Genomic DNA, 18,463 nt, shown 5'->3' on the forward strand with positions numbered 1-18,463 from the left:
TGTTTGGAATTAGCGTTATACCGGAGGTTACGTTTTATTTAGACGGCAATGGGCTTTAAGTTTGGCGAGACCAACAGTTTTGCCCCGGTTGCCTTTTGAACGTCTTCCACCGACAAGCCCGGCGCAATTTCCTGCAGCATCAGCCCTGTGCCCGGAATCACATCGATGACAGCCATTTCGGTTACAATGGTTTTCACCACATTTACAGCAGTCAGGGGCAGCTTGCAATTTTCTAATATTTTTGGTTCCCCATTTTTGTTCACATGGTCCATGGCTACAATAACACGTTTGGCCCCGACCACCAAATCCATGGCTCCCCCCATGCCCGGCACTTTTTTTCCTGGAATCATCCAGCTAGCAAGGTTGCCGTTCTTATCCACCTCCAGGGCACCCAAAACGGTGATGTCCACATGCCCTCCACGGATGATGGAGAAGGAAAGCGCACTGTCAAAATAGCAAGCTCCGCTCATTGTTGTAACATAACTTCCGCCAGAATCGATACAATCGATATTTTCTTGTTCCTTTGCGGCTTTGGGGCCAACACCGAGGATTCCGTTCTCAGCCTGGAGCATAATATGAACATTATCCGGAATATAGTCTACCGCCATGGTAGGCAAGCCAATGCCCAGGTTAACCACATCGCCGTCTTTGAATTCCTGGGCGATTCTTCTGACAATAAATTCCCGGTTATTCATGCATATCCCCTACCTTTACAATGGCATCGATAAATATTCCCGGTACGTTGACATGATTGGGATCAATCTCCCCGAGCTTTACATATTCGTCTGTCTGGGCAACTACATAATCTGCCGCCATAGCCATAACGAAATTGAAGTTGCGTGAGGAGCCGTTGATCACAAGATTCCCCGCTTCATCTGCCTTATGGGCTCTGATTAGCGCCACGTCCGCTTTGAGCGGCAGTTCGAGCAGATATTCCCTTCCGTCAATATCTACTTTCCTTTTGTCTTCCTCTACAATGGTACCTACACCTACAGGTGTTAAAACACCGCCCAGGCCCGCACCTCCTGCACGTATTTTTTCAGCTAACGTGCCTTGAGGGAAGAGGTTGACCTCAGCTTCTTTGGTCATAAGGAGCCTTCCCGTTTCCGGATTGGAGCCGATATAGGATGCATAAATCCGCTTGACTCTGCCGCTTTTTACAAGCTTATATATAGATAATTCCGTGGTGCCTGTATCATTGGAAATAATGGTGAGATTACCGGCCGAATGGGTCTCGACAAGCGCCCGCACGAGCTGTTCCGGGTGGCCTCCGGCCAGAAAACCGCCGACCATCACCGTGTCTCCGTCTTTGACCTTCTTAACGGCGTCTTCTGCGGAGATTAATTTGTTATTCATGGTTTCTGACTCCTTGTACATTTTTTTTTTTTTTTTTGAAAAAACTAAGTTTATTGGAGATAATCATGAATGACTCTTGCGTATGGCAGCGTTAAATCGGCAATAAAATGTTTGCCGCCGATATAAGCCTTAACGGGCAAATCTGCTACAGGAGCATTGACATGGGGGATCAGGTTTAACCGGGCCGGCCCTGACCAGGCGCCTTTTACTGTAATATTCTCGAGATTGTACGCTACTAGCTGGGCAATTTTAGGGGTACCATCCACATCGGGAATTAATTTTAAATTCACTTGGGTTTTGGCGATGGCTGCAGCCGTGTCCTTTTCGTCGAGAATGTTATGTTTGAAAGGCATGGTTCCCATGGCCACGAGGACATGGTTATAATGTAATGTACCGGTCAGCGTCTCCGTACCTTCAACACTCAGGCGGGGATTTGCCCATTTTTTGGGGAACCCCCAAATTTCACGTCCTCCAAGAATAGCAGGCGCGTTATCCAAATACATTTGGGCAACAAAATTGCAGGGTTCCCCCTGAAAGGTACACGGGATGACAATACCGCTCTCCTCATAGCTTCCTAAACCGGATGAATCAGGCATCTTGATCCATTCATAGGAAACGGTATTGCTTCCATCCGGCTGAAGAGGTTCCGGGACCGCCTGTCTAATCGCAGCGGGGTCGGATTCATAGGTAATTATAAAAAATTCCCGGTCGATGAAACGGTAAGGGGGCGACCGTAACTAGCGCTGGCCGCAGGCATGGACTGCAGTGAAAGAACCTCTTTTGGATTCATAACAATCTTAATCTCCCTTTCCTTTAGATGAGTATTAGATGAGTGCATTCTCAACCAGCATCGCGATTCCCATACCCGTTCCAATGCATAATGAGGCTATGCCGTAACGTGAAGATCTTCGTACCATTTCATGCACGAGCGTAACCAATATTCTGGCTCCGCTTGCACCGACAGGATGTCCAATCGCGATAGCGCCGCCATTGACATTCACCTTCTCCGGGTTGATCCCCAGCTCTTTCAATACCGCTAATGCTTGTGCAGCGAAGGCTTCATTAATCTCAAACAGATCGATGGCATCAAGAGGAATTCCCTGTTCCTTAAGAAGTGACGAAATGGCCTTCACCGGACCCATCCCCATATATGCAGGGTCAACGCCAACAAGGGAATAACCCTTGATATAGGCCAACGGTTGTACCGCATGCTCCTTGCATTTGTCTTCCGACATAACAAGTACAGCCGCCGCTCCATCATTGATCCCCGAGGCATTTCCGGCAGTAACTGATCCGTTTTCCTTAAATACAGGTTTTAGATTAGAAAGCTTTTCTTTGCTTGTATCTGCTCTTACATGTTCGTCTTCCGAGAACCAAATCTCTGCTTTTTTGGTTTTGGTCAAAACGGGAACAATCTGCTCTGCAAAAACCTGCTTGTTTTTGGCTTCCCTGGCCTTGAGCTGGCTTCCATAGGCAAATTCATCCTGCTCAAGTCTTGAAATGTTATATTTCGCAGCAATGTTTTCTGCGGTAATTCCCATATGATATTTATTGATGGGACATGTAAGGCCGTCGGCTACCACGCTGTCTATCAATTCACCGTTGCCAAGCTTGTAGCCATTTCGTGCATTCTTTAGCACATAAGGGGCGTTCGACATGCTCTCCATGCCTCCAGCCAGGAGGACGCTGCCTTGTTCTGCCAAAATAGAGTTGTAAGCTAAAGCGACGGCATGAAGCCCTGAACCGCAAACCGTGTTTATTGTTGATGCAGGTACATCAATGGGGATGCCGGCTTTTAGGGCCGCCTGTCTGGCAGGGTTTTGGCCAGTGCCCGCTTGAAGGACATTTCCTAAATAAATTTGATCAATCAATGCAGGCTCTAAGCGGCTTTGCTGAAGGCAGGCCGTCATCACGTTTGCTCCCAATTCTGGAGCGTTTAATGTTGAAAGTCCGTTGTTAAAAGAACCCACAGCAGTTCTTAATGGGCTCACCAATGCAACTTTTTTCACAAAATCTCACATTCCTTTCATTGTGTTTAAGAAACCTTTACATGCTTACATGCGGGTAATAGATCATGGTGCATGAGAGAGCGGGCGTTACGGTTTGATCGCCTTCCTTCGTCCTTTTATGGAATTTATTAACAGATCAATCGTAAGGCTAATGTTTATTTTACTCAATGTTCAAATAAATACAAAAATTTACATATCAATATGTGTAAGGCCTTGTATACTCACATAATGGAGTTGTTCTTTCATTTTCTTTGTTTTTCTGGATATTTCTGGTTATTTCTGAAAAGACGAATAAAAAGAGAAAAAAAGTTCAAGGCAAAAATGCCTCCGGCCAGTTATTCTGGGCCGGAGGCATTTTGCATATATATTTCGCTGTCTACCACTTGGAGCCGCCGGAGGAATTTCTGCCGGATTTGCCGCCGCCGCCGCCCCAGGATGACCCGCCGGACGAGCGGCCGCCGCCTCCCCAAGAGGAACCGCCGGATGATCTGCCGCCGCCGAAGCCGCCCGAAGAGGAGGCGCGCTTGCGCGCCTGCTCCCGGCGCTGCTGCTCCCGCAGGATGGCCAGCTGTGCCAGGCGCTCCTCTTCTTCCTTCTGGCGTATGAGCCGGTTCGCTTCCTCCACGAAGGAGGAAATTTGGGATTCGTAGGCATGTGCAGCCGCTTCCAGCTCATCCAGGTTATAAGGCTGGAGGGAAAGCAGCTGCTCCAGTTCACCATACTCAGGGAGCAGGGAGAGCTGGAATTGGCTTCTGGAGGCGATTCCCTTGCTCTGCAGCCGCCGCTGGGCCGCGTCTACGCGCTCCTGTCCTTCAGACAGGAGCCGGGTGACGTTAGCCAGGCGCTGGCTCAGCATATCGAGGCTCTCCCCGGCATTGTCGAACTTCCGGGCGGTTTCCTCCTGAAGCTTGAGCAGCTGGTCCAGGCTATTGCGGGCATTGTCATATTCCCCCGCTGGTCACTGGTCCAGGTCTCGATCTGCGGAACTTCTCCCGCCCCCTGGCGGAGCTGTGTTCCCGCAGTCTCCAGCACCTCCTCAAGCGGGGCCAGATGGTGTTCCGCAAACCGGCTGCGGGCTTCGGCGATCCGGCTGTGCAGCTCATTGCGCCGCTGAGACAGCCCGCTCCAACCGCTGCGGACCGTATCCAGATCCCTCAGGTTGTTCTGGCGGATCAGGGCCTGGCGCTCTGTCATGGCAATGGCATCGCCCAGCAGGGTATCCATGCGGGCGGCGATTTTGCGCACCTCATCCATGTCTCCGCTGCGCAGGGGAGCTTCGAGTGTTGCCGCAGCTGCGGAGGCCTGCTCCAGATTCTCGTAAGGCTTGACCTTCATATTGTGAAGGGAATGCTGTTCGATCAATGCCGCAATGGTGCTGCGGGCAGCCGCCAGAACGCCGGGAAAGCCATTCAATTTGTCATCATACGTATCGACATCCTGCAGATCCTGCTCGATCTGCGCCTGCTTCTCCTGCGCCTCCCCGGTCATATCCTGTGCGGCTATCGGGTCGAACAGCTCCAGCTCATCCGCTTTGGCGGTCTCTTCAGCCAGCTCTTTCAGATCCTCAGCAATTTCCTGCAGCTCATAGCCGGTCTCCTTGACTGCACTCTGAAGCTGGAGGTTCAGTTCAGGCGCTTCCTTCTTCAGTTCGGTAATCTGCTGCTTAACGTTGCGGTCCGCATCACTGATTACGGCAATGCGCTGCTCTTCTTCCTCCAGCGTGGAGCGGAACGCTGTCTCAGTCTGCTGCAGCTGTGAGCTGGCAGCCCGGAGCGCCTTCAGACGGTAGAAGGGAGGCTGCGAGCTTTGGCTGCTCTGCAATGCGGAGATCTCCACCAGCTGTGCAGCCAGCCGCTTGGAGATTCCCTCGACCATTTCCCCCGTCTTGCCTTGGACAATTCCCTGGAACGGCTGCAGGGATTCCAGCGCCCGGTTCGCCCGGACCAGCAAGCCAGCCAGCTGCTCCTGCTGGCTGCGGAGCTGCCCCCGTCTGCGCAGGCCGGTGAACAGCACATACAGCACGAATGCCAGCAGCGCTATTCCAATGACAATGCCGGCCATCTTCAGCAGCCCGGGGCCTGAGCTGCTGCTGCCTGCTGCGCCGCTGTCTGTGGCACCGGCCGTGCCGCCGCCCGAAGCCGTACCGCTGCCAGTGCCGCCGAAGGAGTGCAGCTTCTGAATCATGGAACGGATTCCCCCGGCGAAATCCCCTTCCCGGGCATAAGGATTAAAATACGTATCCAGCATCCCCGTGATGGCTGCGGTATCCAAAGCTCCACCTTGGGCTTGAGACCAGGAGTTGATATATCCCTGCAGGCCCGGATTGTTGAAGTTCAGTTCAACCCTCTGGTCTCCGGCAGAAATCAGAAGGAGAACATCCCGCGGAGTCAGGCCCCAGGAATCATAGACGTCAGTGGCATAGGCCCCGGACTCGGCCCCATCCAGAGAATCGACAGTCAGCACCTGGATGGTATAACGGTCTCCCTTAGCAATTGCTGCAATAGCGGCTGCCTCCTGCTTCGTGAGCAGGCTGGCCTCATCGGTAACTATTCCTTGCCGGGCGGGAATTCCCGCCGCGTACATATCAGGCATCCATAGCAGGCTGAACATCAGAAACAAGACAAAGGTTTTTTTCAAGCTGGCACGCTCCGATCTGCAGGTAGACTATTTGCTTGTATATTATGCTGCTTGTTACATTATATCATTAAACATCCTAAGGCCTATTTCTGGCCCTGCGCCATTAAAAAAGCCGCCTTCCCTGACCGGGAAGTGCGGCGTAACTGCATAAGTGCTATCTGGTTTGCAGACAGAGTATATATTGTAACCTGGATTTGATTTCCTTTTGCCATTTCAAATCTCCAACTTTTACAGCAAGATTGAGCAGATCCAGGTAATCGTCAACCTTCAATGCTGTCCGGGTAGTGGCTGCGTTCATGGGTGTTCAGTCTCCTTTATTTCAATATAGTGAAGGGTAGAATTGAATTTCTCCAATAATGATAATCATTATCAACCTTTACTGTTATTATCCACACTTTTTACCTAAAAAGCAATATAAAAAATAAAAGGATATCCGTTTTTTGAATAAATATTTATCGGCAGATTTTGCATATTTTATCACCCTTAGAGGGACCGCTTGCAGGAAACATACCATTTTTTGTCGAATAAAGCTTGTTATAAGTGCTGTTAGCTGATTTCTTGAAAAAGGAGAATTGCGATGAAGCGGTGTCAACTCTTGCTTCTGATTAGCATTGTGTTCATGCTCGCGCCCCCTGCATCCGCTCACGCCGAAAGACAGGAAATACGATATCAGGCTGAACTGGGTTATCCGCCATACAAGTACCTTCAGAACGGATACCTGACCGGCTTCGATATAGACCTGACGAGTATGATTTTTGAGAAGCAGTCGTATTTAATTCATTACAGTACGGGCGAATGGGAGGGAACATACAAACGGCTGACCCGGGGAGAGATTGATACTACAGGCCTTATGGCCGTAACAGAGGAACGCAAGAAGGACACCCTGTTCTCCAAGCCCGTGTTCAAAAGCTATATCTCCGTATACTCCCGGCAGGCGCTCCAAGAAGAGATCAAGCTAAGCACCCTGAAAAATTATAAAGTCGGCGTAGGGAAGAAACAATATTCCGAGACCGTGCTGCGCAGTCAAACAGATGTTTCCCAATACATACAGTATGCAACAGTACCGCAAGCGCTGGAAGCCCTGAAGAAGGGCGAGATTGACCTGCTCTTTGAGAATCAGGAGGTGGTGGACTACTTAATCGTTGAACAGGGCCTGACCGGCAATATTGTCCGCAGATTGAGTAATTTGTACCCCCAGGATGTGGCCTACGGCATCAGCAAGTCCGAACCTCAGCTAGTCACTTACATAAATGCCCGGCTTGACCGGCTTCAGCGGTCGGGGGCTTTTGAAGAGCTGTATCAGCAATATTTTTTCACCCATTCCGAGAATTACACATCAATGATCCGCGGCCGGGTGATCTCCGGCATTGTCATCGGTCTATTTCTCTTGGTCACAGTGATCGCTGCCCTCAGAATATACATCAGGCATCTTCGGCGGACCATTCATTCGGAACAGGCGTTTTTCAGGGAAGTGATTGAGCATAGCGGGATGATCGTATGGGCGGTGCATGCCGATAAGCGGGTTATACGGTTCAACCAGTATGCGGCAAGCATGACAGGACTGAAAGAGAAGGATGTGCTCGGTGCAAACCTCGATGAGATCCCCGGCCTCTCCGGCGGGGCCGCAGCGCTTAGAGAGCTGCTTGTCAGAGCCGTCTACCAGGATTATGTCAGCAATGTGGAGCTGAAGCTTCCGGACCATTCACCTGAAGCGCGGTACTTCTCCTTCCGGACTACCCTTATTCAGGGGATGGACACGCAGGCGGAGGATATCTTCGTATTGGTCGGGATGGACGTTGAAGAATGCAAGCAGAATGAGCTCAAGCTGCAGCTCAGCTACCAGGAGCTGGAGGCTACCTACGAAGAGCTTGCGGCCACTGAAGAGGAATTGCAGGAGCAGTTCAACAAGCTGGCAGCCAGTGAACGCCGCTTCCGGCTGGCATCCGAAGGGTCCGGCGCCTACATGTGGGAGCTGGATTGGGAGAGCGGCATGTACAATCTGCCGGAACGCTGGTATGAGGTGATGGGATATACGAAGGAGGAGATCAACTCGTTTGAAGGCGGTGTTCTCAGCATTATTCATCCCGATGATCAAGAACCGGCCCGCCAGGCGCGCCAGGAGCATCTGGCCGGATTGACGCCGATCTATGAAATAGAGTACCGCATGCGCACCAAGGACGACCGTTATGTCTGGTTTGAAGTGCGCGGCAAGGCGATTGTAGACCCCAAGGACAAAGTTGTGCTGTTCCTGGGTTCCCTAATCGATATCAGCAAACGCAAGCAGGCTGAGTTCCAGCTGGGCAACAGCTACCAGGAACTGGAGGCTACCTATGAGCAGTTGACAGCCACGCAGGAGGAGCTTGTAGGTCAATACGATATGCTGCTGGAGAATCAAAAAATATGCACCGTTTGGCGTATATGGATTCACTCAGCAGCCTGCCCAACCGCATCCTTCTGCTGGACACTATGGAGAGTTATTTCCACCGTCCGGGAGGGAAAGCGGCGCTTCTGTTCGTGGATACTGATAATTTCAAATATATCAATGACACCCTGGGCCACAAGTCGGGCGATATTCTGATCCGCCAGGCCAGTGAAAGGCTGCAGTCGGTTATGCGCGAGGGGGACATGCTGTCCCGGCTTGGCGGGGATGAATTTGTGGTGTTTATCAAAGACGTGGAAGACCGCGCAGAGGTGCTGAATCTGGCGGAGAGTATCCTCCGCTCCTTCCGCAGATCGTTTCTGATCGGCGAGAGCAACCTGTATATTTCCGTGAGTATCGGAATCTCCTTCTACCCTGAAGACGGGGAGACTACGGAGGAAATCCTGATGAATGCCGATGTTGCCATGTACAGGGCCAAGGAGGAAGGGAAAAACACCTTTGTGGTTTACGACAAGTCCATGCACATGTTATTTAATGAACGGATGAACATTGAGAAGCATCTGCGCAGTGCAATGAACAACAATGAATTTGAGCTGCATTACCAGCCGCAGGTGGAGATCAAGACGGGGCTCATTACGGGCTTCGAAGCGCTGATCCGCTGGAACAGTCCGGTGCTGGGCTTTGTGTCTCCGCTTTCCTTTATCAAAATTGCCGAAGACTCCAGACTTATCATTTATATCGGGGAGTGGGTGCTTAGAGAAGCCTCCGCTTTTATGAAAAGCATGAATGACCGCACAGGCCTTCCCTACAAAATTTCAGTGAATATCTCCATTATTCAACTGCTGCAGGATGACTTTGTGGATATTGTGCTGGACAGTCTGGAGGAAAGCGGGCTTGCGCCAAATTGCCTGGAGCTTGAAATTACCGAGTCTATCTTTATGGAATCTTTTGAAAACACAGTAAGCAAGCTGGAATTTCTGAAATCGCGCGGAATCCGCATCGCTCTCGATGATTTTGGGACAGGCTACTCTTCCCTAAGCTATTTGCAGCAGCTGCCGATCTCCACACTCAAAATGGATAAAATCTTTATCGACTCTCTGGCAGACCAGGTGTACAGCCAGTCCTTTGTGCAGACCATTATTATTCTGGGACATAAAATGGGACTGGAGGTTGTTGCAGAGGGAGTGGAGGATGCCGACCAATTGGCGTTCCTTAAGGAAGCGGATTGTGACAAGGTGCAGGGCTATCTGATTAGCCGCCCAGTACCGCAGCGTGGAGTCATTGAACTGCTGGAGCCGCAGAGACGTCATGGGCCGGGGTATTCACAGTAATACCGTCAGAATAAAATTGCCGTACCAAACAGACCCCAGAGCATATCCGCTCTGAGGCCTGTTTTGGTTTTGGCGGCTCTGTAAGCGGCCTGGATCAGGCAACGACAATTTTATTTTTTCCTGTTTTTTTAGCCTCGTACAGCGCATCGTCCGCCTGCTGAAAGGTAGAGCTTTTGGAGTCTGTTCCGGCATAGTCATGCATGCCAATGCTGACGGTTACGGAGTTTCCATCCATCTCGGCAACAGGCAATGCGGCAATGCCGTGCAGAATTTGCGTCATGATCCTGCGGGAATCCTCCAGCGGTTTGGCGGTGAGAATCACAACGAATTCTTCGCCCCCATACCTGGCGGCGAAATCATCTGCGCCGATATGCTTCAGCACGATCCCGGCAACCTGTCTCAGCACAATGTCTCCGACCCAGTGCCCGTACTGATCATTTACTTTTTTGAAGTTATCGATGTCCAGCACCGCCAGCTGCATGGGAAAAGGATTGCTCTGCTGATGCTCAATCAGCCAGCCCAGATATTCGTGAAAGGTCTTGTGGTTATACAGTTCGGTCAAAGGATCAACCTTCGACAGGCGGTCCATGATGATATTCTGGATGCGCAAATCCTGCTCCGATTTCAGCGAGCTCTCCAGAGACTGCATCAGATCACGCCCCGGGCAATGAGGGCAAAACCCGCAAGTGCAGTTCCGGTCAAGATGAATGCGATGATCATATTCTGGACGCGCAAGCTATTGTCAGAGACCGAAGGTTCCAGCAGCAGCAGGATCATGTACGTCACACATAAAATGGAAGTGGCCTTCAAATAGGTGCTTCTCAAATAGAGCATGGATACCAGCAAAGGGATTAGCATGATAAGCGGCTTCACATAGAAAACATCACTTAAATTTAAGATCATCACTATCGCGATCAAATGGCTTGCGGCAACATTGGAAATTTCCGATAACAGGGGGCGCCGTTTATAAATGGCCTCAAGTACAAGCAGGGTTCCCAGTATCATAATGTCGGGAAGCAGTACATTGCCAATCAGGTAGCTTTTGCCCGATAACTCGGGACAATCCCCCTGCATGGACAAACAGATAACGGTCTGAGTGAGCAGATGGACAAGCAGTACCAGCCAGAAAGCATTGAGGATCATGCGGTTCCAATACGTTTGGCGAGGAGCAGGCGGTGGGATATGCATAAGATGTTCCTCTTTTCCAGTGGCAATATATCTATATATTCGACAATAATCACGCTTTTCCTCCAAAGAATGACACAAGGTATGCTCCGGGAAAAATGTTCGTGTTTTGGCTATTGTTTAGCATTGTATAGATAGTTATCATGTATAACGCGAGCAAAACACGAATTATGGGAGCTGAACCTCCTTGACACATTCGTCTATGTTCTGTAATATTTCAAGTGGCTCAACAAACAATGATTAGCTGTTCGTATATCCTCAAAGATAAGGTTTGGGGGTCTCTACAGGGAACCGTAAATTCCTGGCTACGAATAGGGTGCATTTGGCATACCTATGAAGTGGTCGGGATTTTTTGTGCTGCGTTCTGCAAGAACTATTATGATCGCAGAAACGGACGAGGCCTTGCTAGATAAGTTGAACTTAAAAATTCATAAAAGGGTAGAAGTGCGGAGGGGAAGTTTGGAACTGGAAGAGCGGTAGCGTCCGCCTTTGTCACCGGATTTCAACCGCTAAAGGCGGTTCAATTTAAGAAATCTGGGGACAACAGCGGCTGGAAGTCCAAACATTCCCCGCAGTGACGTCTATACCCACAATGTAAAACTAAAGTTCAGCTTAAATAAAGGACAGCGATACCGTTTCTTCCTGGGAGGAACAGAGAAACCAATGAGTAAATATGATGTGATTGTCGTGGGTGCAGGACCGGCTGGAATTTTCGCCTGCTATGAATTGACGCGCAAGGCCCCTGAGCTTAAGGTGCTGCTGGTAGATAAAGGCCATGATATATATCGGCGCAATTGCCCGATTCTGGAGGAGAAAATCAAACTCTGCCCTCCGGCCTCGGGACGCAAGGAATTCGCCGGCTGTCTGCCTGCGTGTTCGATTACCGCCGGTTTTGGGGGAGCGGGCGCATACAGCGACGGGAAGTTCAATATCACCACTGAATTTGGCGGCTGGATGACAGATTATCTGGCACCCTCCAAAGTGCTGGAGCTGATCCAATATGTAGATGCCATCAATCTGGAGCATGGGGCCACACCGGTAATTACCGATCCGACCACCGAGAGCATCCGTGGCATCGAGCAGCGGGGATACGCCGCCGGGCTTAAGCTGCTGCGGGCGCAGGTGCGTCATCTCGGCACAGAGCAAAACCTGGAAATCCTGAAGTCCATATACGAATATTTGCGGGTACGGATGGATATGCTGTTCAAAACTGAGGTTCAGGATATTGTTACGGTTAAGGAAGAGGGCAAGCACCGGGTTACGGGCATTACACTGAAGAATGGCGAGAGCTATGCGGCGGACAAAGTGATGATCGCACCGGGGCGCGACGGGTCTGCTTGGCTGACGGATGTGCTGAAGAAGCGCCGGCTCAAGATGTACAACAATCAGGTCGATGTAGGTGTAAGGGTGGAAACCTCGGATGTCGTCATGAGAGAGATTAATGAGCATCTCTATGAAGGCAAGTTTATTTTTAATACATCTGTAGGCACGCGAGTCCGCACCTTTTGCAGCAATCCTTCCGGACATGTTGTTGTTGAGAACCACAGCGGCGTGATGGCGGCCAACGGCCATTCCTACAAGGACCCTGCGCTGGGTTCCATGAATACCAACTTTGCGCTGCTGGTCTCGCATACCTTCACGGAGCCTTTTGACAAGCCGAATGAATACGCCCGGGAAATCTGCAAGCGGGCCAATGATTTGTCCAGCGGAGGGGTCATTGTACAGAAATACGGGGATATCCTGCGCGGACGGCGCTCCACCGAAACCCGGATTAAAGAAGGCTTTCTGGAGCCTACGCTGAAGGAAGCGGTGCCCGGCGATCTCGGGCTGGTGCTGCCTTATAATACAATGAAGAGCCTGATCGAAATGGTGGAGGCCCTGGAAAAAGTCACTCCGGGCATCGCCTCCGAACATACGCTGTTTTATGGCGTGGAGGCCAAATTCTACTCGGCCCGTCCGAAGCTTACGGAGAACCTGGAAACTGAAATTTCAGGCCTCTACTGTGGCGGTGACGGCGCGGGCATCACCCGCGGCCTGGCCCAGGCCGGAGCGGCCGGAGTGTGGATTGCGCGGGGAATGCTGGGGTAAGACGAAGCCTGCGGCTTAAGCAACGGTGAGGAACATGAAGAGCTGTCTCAGAGTAGAATTATCTACGATGAGACGGCTTTTTTCGCGGACGGCGGTGGGCTTTCTATGTAAGGGGAATTGTTAGGATAAGAGATTTTTAAGAATAAACGGCAGAAATGCCGTTTTTAAAAAGTCTGTTGGCAGCGTCAGGAAGTTTGTGTAAGAAGCGTTCGTATCTTCCGGCTCCGTTAGGTGGAAAAAGTATCACTAATTTGCTCGAGTATCCCTGCGTCCCGGTAGCCAAGTGGAAAAAGTATCACTAATTCAGCTCATTTCGCTCCTGACAGGGTAATATGGCCTGATTAAGTTCCTTTTTTCCACTAAAACCTCACGAATGTTTGTTTGGGGAGAAATAAGTTTCCTTTTTCCACCTATATAAAGCGAACATGAAAAATTAACAAAAGGGAAAAGGGATGGAGGGGAAGTTTGGAACTGGAGGAGCGGTAGCGTCCGCCTTTGTCTGCGGATTTCCACCGCAAACAGCGGTAATAATCAAGAAATCTGCAGACAACAGCGGCCGGAAGTCCAAACATTCTCCGTAGTCCCGACGAAGTCCCTAATGTAAATATCTTAAGTTCACTCTATATAGCAGTGTTATCAACGATGTGCTGCTCTTGTCTTTTGGATTAATTCCCCCGTACGGAAAGCACCTGCAGCTGATCCCAGACGGCCTGCCAGTTCTTCCCGGCAACCCGTGCCTCATAGATAGGATGCAGCTGCGGATTTGCCCTGAAGTGCGGCGACGGGCGGACGGTCAGCTCCAGCGCATCCGAAACCCCATGCGGAGCGGCTAGCCTAAGCTCTCCATGCTCATCCATGGCAAGGCCCAGCGCGGTTGCCGTTTCAGGGAATTTGGACATGCCGTCTGTGGATGAGGAGTATGGCGCAAGGCCGTTAACTGTATGCATTCTTGCTTGATTTTTGACTGACCAGGGGACAGAGGGAGCCGCATTCCGCAGCTGCGCTTCCCAGGATTTTTCCACTTCCTCACAGATATCTTCGGGGTCGTAATAGATTACATCCACATCCCCTAAGGGGGTTCTTTCGGTAAAACCGTGCTGCACATCCCACACTTTGGAACGCACAAAACCGGCGCAGACCCAGGAGTCCGGCAAATGCAAATCCCTCACAGCGGCCAGGATGTTCATCATCCAGCGGTCTTCTTTTACCACCCGCAGCAGGTCCAATTCATGATGTATCCGCAAATCAACACCTCCATAATATAGATCGGTTTTACAGAACAATCTGGGTTTATTCCCCAGGTTCTCTTATTATAAGACTGAATCTGCAAGGAGGGGTATTGTAAAAGGAATTGCAGGAACTTCTGGTTACTGCCATCGCAAACCATTGCCTTCTGTTTCGGGGGCAACATTATGGCGTTCCCGGCGATTGTTGGCGATTTCTTCGGCCTTGCCAATCACGCCAAGAACTATGGCCTCGTCTTATAGATTTATACCGGCTTGAAAGTACATTCTAGACAAAGAGAATAGTATTCGAAAAAGAGATATCCAGACCACCGTGACGGGGGAGGGTATCTCTTTTTACTGCCTGCGCCGATATAATACAGGCTTATGGAAGGACAGCGGGGCTGCCCCTGCGAAATGATGTACAGAAGAAAACTAGATAGATTGAACTATCAATTATGCTGGATGATTAGGTGCGTTAAGCGCCCTGAGCCTATTTTCACAAGCAAAGCTTCTTTGATGGGTAAAGCTTATACGTTTGGCGGTGAAGCCTACGATTCAGATATTGTCGTACAGAATTACTCAGCTATATAGGTTCCCAAAAAAATGTTTCGGCGAAGGCACTTTTTACGGCTGCCGATTGTTATAGAGATATACAAGCTAAAGGAGGTGCTGGCAACGTTGCAGGAGCATGTACCTGATGTGAAGGAAGTCGAAGCTGTAATTATCAGGGTTCAGAAGGGGGAGACAGAGCAGTACAGATGGATTGTTGCTGCTTTTCAGCAGCCGGTTTACCGGTATTGCTGCCGCCTTCTGGGGAACAGGCAGGATGCCGAGGATGCCGTGCAGGACATTCTGGTAAAGGCGTACCAGTCTTTGCGGCGTTATAAGCCTAGCGTGAGCTTCTCGGCCTGGCTGTACCGTATCGCCTGGAATCACTGCCTGAATCTGCTGCGCAGGCGGCAGCTGCAAACGCGGATTATGCGCTTCTTCCGGCCTGAGGCTGTATCGGCGGGGCCGGAGCAGTTGATGGACAAGCGGCTGTACAGTCCGGCATTATCAGCGGCACTTGCGCAGCTGTCACTGGAGGAACGGAACATTCTTGTGCTGCGCGTGTTCGAGGAGCTGACCTTTCAGGAGATGGGCGAGATCCTGAACAGCAGCCCCAATGCGCTGCACAAGCGGATGGAGCGCATTAAGCGGAAAGTAAGAGCTAGCATGGAAGCGGAGGAGGGGATTTCATGGGACGGGAAGGAATCGGCCATGAGTACCAAGATATAAGGATTGAAGCGGCCTGCGGGGAGCAGCTGCCGAGGATTGAGGTGACCGGGCAGGTGATGGCCCGCGTAAATGGGCTGGAGCGGGTGCCGAAGCGAAGCCCATTGAGGTTTGCAAACAAAACAGCTGCAACCTTAAGCATGCTGATTCTGCTGCTGATGATCACAGTCACAGCTTACGCGGCCTCAGAATATATTCAGATCCGCAATAAAGCGGGTAAGGTCAAGGTTCAGCATTTTGCGCCCGACCTGAAGCCGCAGGGGGTTGCTGCCCGTTACAAGTATGAGTGGAAGCTGATGGATTTTGCCAAGCCGGGTGAGCAGATTGCCTATTATTTCAGAGGGGAGCCGCTCTCTGAGGGAACGGGCAGCCTGCTGCAGTTTGCCTACAAGGAGCAGCGGATAACAGACTATTCCGCTTTTCTCGAACAGATGAAACGGAAGAACTCGCCTGTTGTGCTCCCCGGGACAGCCGGAGAGTATGCTTTTAAATATGGCACAATGTATCCCAGATATCCTACAAAGGCAGAGCTGAACAGCAGCCCGTTCTACCGTCAGACATTAAGCGGGCTGATTGACGAGGCGAAACAGGATCAGAAGCGGAATCTGTTCATGAAGGCGGTACCTTGGACTGAAGCGGGAGGTGTGCAGGTGAAATATACCAGGCAAGGAGCTTTTATCGATCTTAGTGCCACCCTGCTTCATGGGGGCGAAGTGCAGGTATATCAGGAGCCGGGAAATAAGCCGGAGAAGCTCAAGGCAGAAGGCCGGGATATAGTCTACAATCATGTGGACAGGCCGGATATCAAGCCGGGTTTCAGCTACCATTATCTGAACTGGTACAACGAAGCGCAGGATGCGTATTATAGGCTTACCACTTATGGGGACCGGATATTGACCAAAGAGCAGCTGCTGAAGCTGGCGGGAGAGTTGATAAAGGGCGGGTTGTAGGGGGCTCATGGATCGCCTCATGGATCGCCTCATGGAGACAGAGCGCAGCAATGTCCTAAACTTATAGAGCTATAGACATATAAGCATAAAACATCCCCGACTTCCACAAGCGCGGAAAGCCGGGGACGTTTATTTAGACCTTCTTTTGCACTCAGCGGTGGAACACCTCTCCTGTGCATCTTACTGCCCGCTGTCTCCCGGTACTTCACAGTCGTAAGAATCCGTATTCGGATTCTCTGCCAGCTCGCGGAAGTGGCGGAGCTTATAGCGGATAACCTCTTGAGTCTCTTGAAGCTTAGCGATCTCGCGGGCGATTTGGTCATTGTGGGCCTCTAACAGAGTATATCGTTCAGATAGGGTGCTATCCCCCTGGTGGGTCAGTTCCAGATAATGCCGCATTTCTTCCAGGGTCATCCCGGTAGCTTTCAGGCGCAGCAGAAAACGGATGCCGAGAATCTGGTCCTTGCTGTATTGCCTATGGCCGTTAGGTTTACGGTCAGCATAGGGCAGCAGACCAATGCGCTCATAATAACGTATCGTATCCTCAGTCAGGCCGGTCAGTTCAGCAGCTTGGCTGATGGAAGTGACGGTCTCCGGAATGTCCTGCGTGGTGATATCCATGGAAACCTCCTTGAGTAATGTTACCAAGGAACTTCTCCATTCTCATCAAAAAATCCTCCTGTCGGCCCGTCTGCATCCAGTGTAGCCAGACGTACGGCAATGCCCGCCCCTTGTTGTACGGTGCGTTGGCCGGTGAAGCCATTGAGATCGGTTGCGGTAAAGCCGGGATCGGCCGAATTGATTTTCAGCGCAGTATCCTTGAATTCCTTGGCAAAAGCAACAGTAGCCATGTTAACGGCTGCTTTGGAGCTATTATAGGCAAGCAGATTAAACTGTACATGCTCGTGATCGGGATCGCTGTTGAAGGTCAAGGACCCCAGGCCGCTGGACATGTTAACAATCCGGCCTGCAGGAGATTGCAAGAGCAGTGGAAGCATAGCCTTAGTTACGGCAATCGTACCGAAAAAGTTGGTTTCGAACGTTGCTCTAAGGTCATTCATCGGCAACTGGCTTGGAGCAGCGCCGCCTCCAAGGGAGATGCCCGCATTGTTAATTAGAACATCCAGGCATGAGTAATCCTTAGCAATAGTCTGCGATGCGGCTGCAATACTATTTTGATCCTGCAGATCAAGCTGGACAAAGTGTGCAGAGATGCCTTCCTTTTCCAAAGCGGCTGCAGCTTCGCCGCCCCGCCGCTCATCCCGTGAGCCGATCAGAATTCTATGCCCGAGGACTCCGAGCTGCCGGGCCGTCTCGTAGCCAATGCCTTTATTTGCACCAGTGATCAGAATGGTTGTTGGTTGTGTCATTCCCTATGTCCCCTTTTCCTTTTTCAAATTACGGTGGCCACCTGCCATGAATGTACTACTTGGAGTATGCTCAAAGTCAAGGAACAAATTTTAAATAAATTCATCTGCGAGGGGCAGCATGGCGTTAGGCGTTAATTAGGGATTAGGGAGGAGGCAAAGGGAATAAGAGATAAAAAAGGATGGAGGGCAGACAATGAGAGGAGGAGCAGGAAGAGGAGAGAAAGAGGAAGAGCTAGTAGGGAAATGAAGAGGAGCCGCCTGTTGGCATGTGGTTCTAGATCGATCGTCGGGAGTGTCTATTTTAATCGATGGGGATGTGGAGAACTGCGGCTGCGGGATTATTCCAGCTGAACTTGAGCATGAGAGCTTCGGGGACTATTCGCCTGGCCTAACCAAGAAGTCCATGTATCTAACTTTGGCTACGTAGCTCACTCCGTTTAAGTGGAAAAAGTATCACTAATCCGGGCCCAGCCGATCTGAAAATAAATTTAGTGGGAAAAAGTACCACTAATTCAGCTAAAAGTGGCCGTATGGGGCTAAATTGCCTGGATTAGGTGGAGAAATTCCCACTAATCCTCTCTGCGGTGCGGATTTTGGCAAATTAGGTAGAGAAATTCCATTTAACTTTTAGCTCGGTATAATTGTGTGGGAGATTT

General features: G+C 50.7%; 18 protein-coding genes, 1 pseudogene and 1 riboswitch. Of the genes and pseudogenes, 7 read left to right on the forward strand and 12 right to left on the reverse strand.

Going from position 1 to position 18,463, the window contains the following annotated elements; all coding sequences use genetic code 11:
* Nucleotides 1-38 precede the first annotated feature (38 nt).
* From JI735_RS10835 to JI735_RS10865, 7 genes are all read right to left on the reverse strand, one after another.
* Nucleotides 39-695 carry a 3-oxoacid CoA-transferase subunit B gene (locus JI735_RS10835; protein WP_039834888.1) on the reverse strand — a complete coding sequence of 219 codons (657 nt, stop codon included), beginning with the start codon at nucleotides 693-695 and terminating at the stop codon, nucleotides 39-41.
* Nucleotides 688-1,356 carry a CoA transferase subunit A gene (locus tag JI735_RS10840; RefSeq protein WP_039834887.1) on the reverse strand — a complete coding sequence of 223 codons (669 nt, stop codon included), beginning with the start codon at nucleotides 1,354-1,356 and terminating at the stop codon, nucleotides 688-690. Before JI735_RS10840 ends, JI735_RS10835 begins: the two co-directional genes overlap by 8 nt.
* 50 nt (nucleotides 1,357-1,406) lie before the next feature.
* The gene (locus JI735_RS10845) at nucleotides 1,407-2,069 is read right to left on the reverse strand and encodes an acetoacetate decarboxylase (protein ID WP_325175620.1); all 663 of its coding nucleotides are present in this window, start codon (nucleotides 2,067-2,069) and stop codon (nucleotides 1,407-1,409) included.
* A gap of 111 nt (nucleotides 2,070-2,180) precedes the next feature.
* Nucleotides 2,181-3,365, reverse strand: coding sequence for an acetyl-CoA C-acetyltransferase (locus JI735_RS10850; RefSeq protein WP_039834885.1), 1,185 nt, complete (start codon nucleotides 3,363-3,365; stop codon nucleotides 2,181-2,183).
* A gap of 376 nt (nucleotides 3,366-3,741) precedes the next feature.
* Entirely contained in the window at nucleotides 3,742-4,221 is a 480-nt protein-coding gene (locus JI735_RS10855) for a hypothetical protein (RefSeq protein WP_202677372.1), read from the reverse strand.
* Nucleotides 4,215-6,002 carry a TPM domain-containing protein gene (locus JI735_RS10860; RefSeq protein WP_202677373.1) on the reverse strand — a complete coding sequence of 596 codons (1,788 nt, stop codon included), beginning with the start codon at nucleotides 6,000-6,002 and terminating at the stop codon, nucleotides 4,215-4,217. Before JI735_RS10860 ends, JI735_RS10855 begins: the two co-directional genes overlap by 7 nt.
* A gap of 154 nt (nucleotides 6,003-6,156) precedes the next feature.
* Complete coding sequence (locus JI735_RS10865; protein ID WP_167330798.1) at nucleotides 6,157-6,300, reverse strand: hypothetical protein; 144 nt, start codon at nucleotides 6,298-6,300, stop codon at nucleotides 6,157-6,159.
* A gap of 321 nt (nucleotides 6,301-6,621) precedes the next feature.
* Here JI735_RS10865 and JI735_RS35550 point away from each other — a divergent pair, with 321 nt between their 5' ends.
* The 3 genes and pseudogenes from JI735_RS35550 (at nucleotide 6,622) to JI735_RS35560 (ending at nucleotide 9,713) form a co-directional block, all read left to right on the forward strand.
* The gene (locus tag JI735_RS35550; protein ID WP_233476462.1) at nucleotides 6,622-8,580 is read left to right on the forward strand and encodes a PAS domain S-box protein; all 1,959 of its coding nucleotides are present in this window, start codon (nucleotides 6,622-6,624) and stop codon (nucleotides 8,578-8,580) included.
* Nucleotides 8,466-8,828: pseudogene (locus JI735_RS35555) on the forward strand (diguanylate cyclase domain-containing protein); the annotation flags it as partial. The gene JI735_RS35550 and the pseudogene JI735_RS35555, both read left to right, overlap by 115 nt.
* An 18-nt stretch (nucleotides 8,829-8,846) precedes the next feature.
* Nucleotides 8,847-9,713 carry a putative bifunctional diguanylate cyclase/phosphodiesterase gene (locus JI735_RS35560; RefSeq protein WP_411830115.1) on the forward strand — a complete coding sequence of 289 codons (867 nt, stop codon included), beginning with the start codon at nucleotides 8,847-8,849 and terminating at the stop codon, nucleotides 9,711-9,713.
* A gap of 94 nt (nucleotides 9,714-9,807) precedes the next feature.
* Here JI735_RS35560 and JI735_RS10885 read toward each other — a convergent pair whose 3' ends face one another.
* Both JI735_RS10885 and JI735_RS10890 read right to left on the reverse strand, forming a co-directional pair.
* On the reverse strand, nucleotides 9,808-10,362 hold the full coding sequence (locus JI735_RS10885; protein ID WP_202677375.1) for a GGDEF domain-containing protein: 555 nt from the start codon (nucleotides 10,360-10,362) through the stop codon (nucleotides 9,808-9,810).
* Nucleotides 10,362-10,901: a hypothetical protein gene (locus JI735_RS10890; RefSeq protein WP_202677376.1), complete on the reverse strand. Its 540-nt coding sequence runs from the start codon at nucleotides 10,899-10,901 to the stop codon at nucleotides 10,362-10,364. The genes JI735_RS10885 and JI735_RS10890 overlap by 1 nt, the downstream gene beginning before the upstream one ends.
* 225 nt (nucleotides 10,902-11,126) lie before the next feature.
* Nucleotides 11,127-11,226: riboswitch (purine riboswitch) on the forward strand.
* 335 nt (nucleotides 11,227-11,561) lie between these two features.
* On the opposite strand from JI735_RS10890, the gene JI735_RS10895 reads away from it, so the two are divergent.
* Nucleotides 11,562-12,986 carry an NAD(P)/FAD-dependent oxidoreductase gene (locus tag JI735_RS10895; protein ID WP_039834883.1) on the forward strand — a complete coding sequence of 475 codons (1,425 nt, stop codon included), beginning with the start codon at nucleotides 11,562-11,564 and terminating at the stop codon, nucleotides 12,984-12,986.
* A 665-nt stretch (nucleotides 12,987-13,651) separates the two neighbouring features.
* Here the strand turns inward: JI735_RS10895 and JI735_RS10900 are convergent.
* On the reverse strand, nucleotides 13,652-14,230 hold the full coding sequence (locus tag JI735_RS10900; RefSeq protein WP_039834882.1) for a nucleotidyltransferase family protein: 579 nt from the start codon (nucleotides 14,228-14,230) through the stop codon (nucleotides 13,652-13,654).
* A gap of 660 nt (nucleotides 14,231-14,890) precedes the next feature.
* Here JI735_RS10900 and JI735_RS10905 point away from each other — a divergent pair.
* Both JI735_RS10905 and JI735_RS10910 read left to right on the forward strand, forming a co-directional pair.
* Nucleotides 14,891-15,490, forward strand: coding sequence for an RNA polymerase sigma factor (locus tag JI735_RS10905; RefSeq protein WP_233476342.1), 600 nt, complete (start codon nucleotides 14,891-14,893; stop codon nucleotides 15,488-15,490).
* Entirely contained in the window at nucleotides 15,451-16,437 is a 987-nt protein-coding gene (locus JI735_RS10910; protein ID WP_039834881.1) for a hypothetical protein, read from the forward strand. Before JI735_RS10905 ends, JI735_RS10910 begins: the two co-directional genes overlap by 40 nt.
* Before the next feature lie 180 nt (nucleotides 16,438-16,617).
* On the opposite strand, the gene JI735_RS10915 is transcribed toward JI735_RS10910, so the two are convergent.
* Nucleotides 16,618-17,058 (reverse strand): MerR family transcriptional regulator, encoded by a 441-nt coding sequence (locus JI735_RS10915; RefSeq protein ID WP_039834880.1) that lies wholly within the window; start codon nucleotides 17,056-17,058, stop codon nucleotides 16,618-16,620.
* A gap of 20 nt (nucleotides 17,059-17,078) precedes the next feature.
* On the reverse strand, nucleotides 17,079-17,807 hold the full coding sequence (locus JI735_RS10920) for an SDR family oxidoreductase (protein ID WP_202677377.1): 729 nt from the start codon (nucleotides 17,805-17,807) through the stop codon (nucleotides 17,079-17,081).
* A gap of 268 nt (nucleotides 17,808-18,075) precedes the next feature.
* Between JI735_RS10920 and JI735_RS10925 the strand changes: the two genes are divergently transcribed.
* Entirely contained in the window at nucleotides 18,076-18,234 is a 159-nt protein-coding gene (locus tag JI735_RS10925) for a hypothetical protein (protein ID WP_157771344.1), read from the forward strand.
* Nucleotides 18,235-18,463 lie beyond the last annotated feature (229 nt).

It is taken from the genome of Paenibacillus sonchi, from assembly GCF_016772475.1.
Taxonomy (GTDB): domain Bacteria; phylum Bacillota; class Bacilli; order Paenibacillales; family Paenibacillaceae; genus Paenibacillus_AQ; species Paenibacillus_AQ sonchi.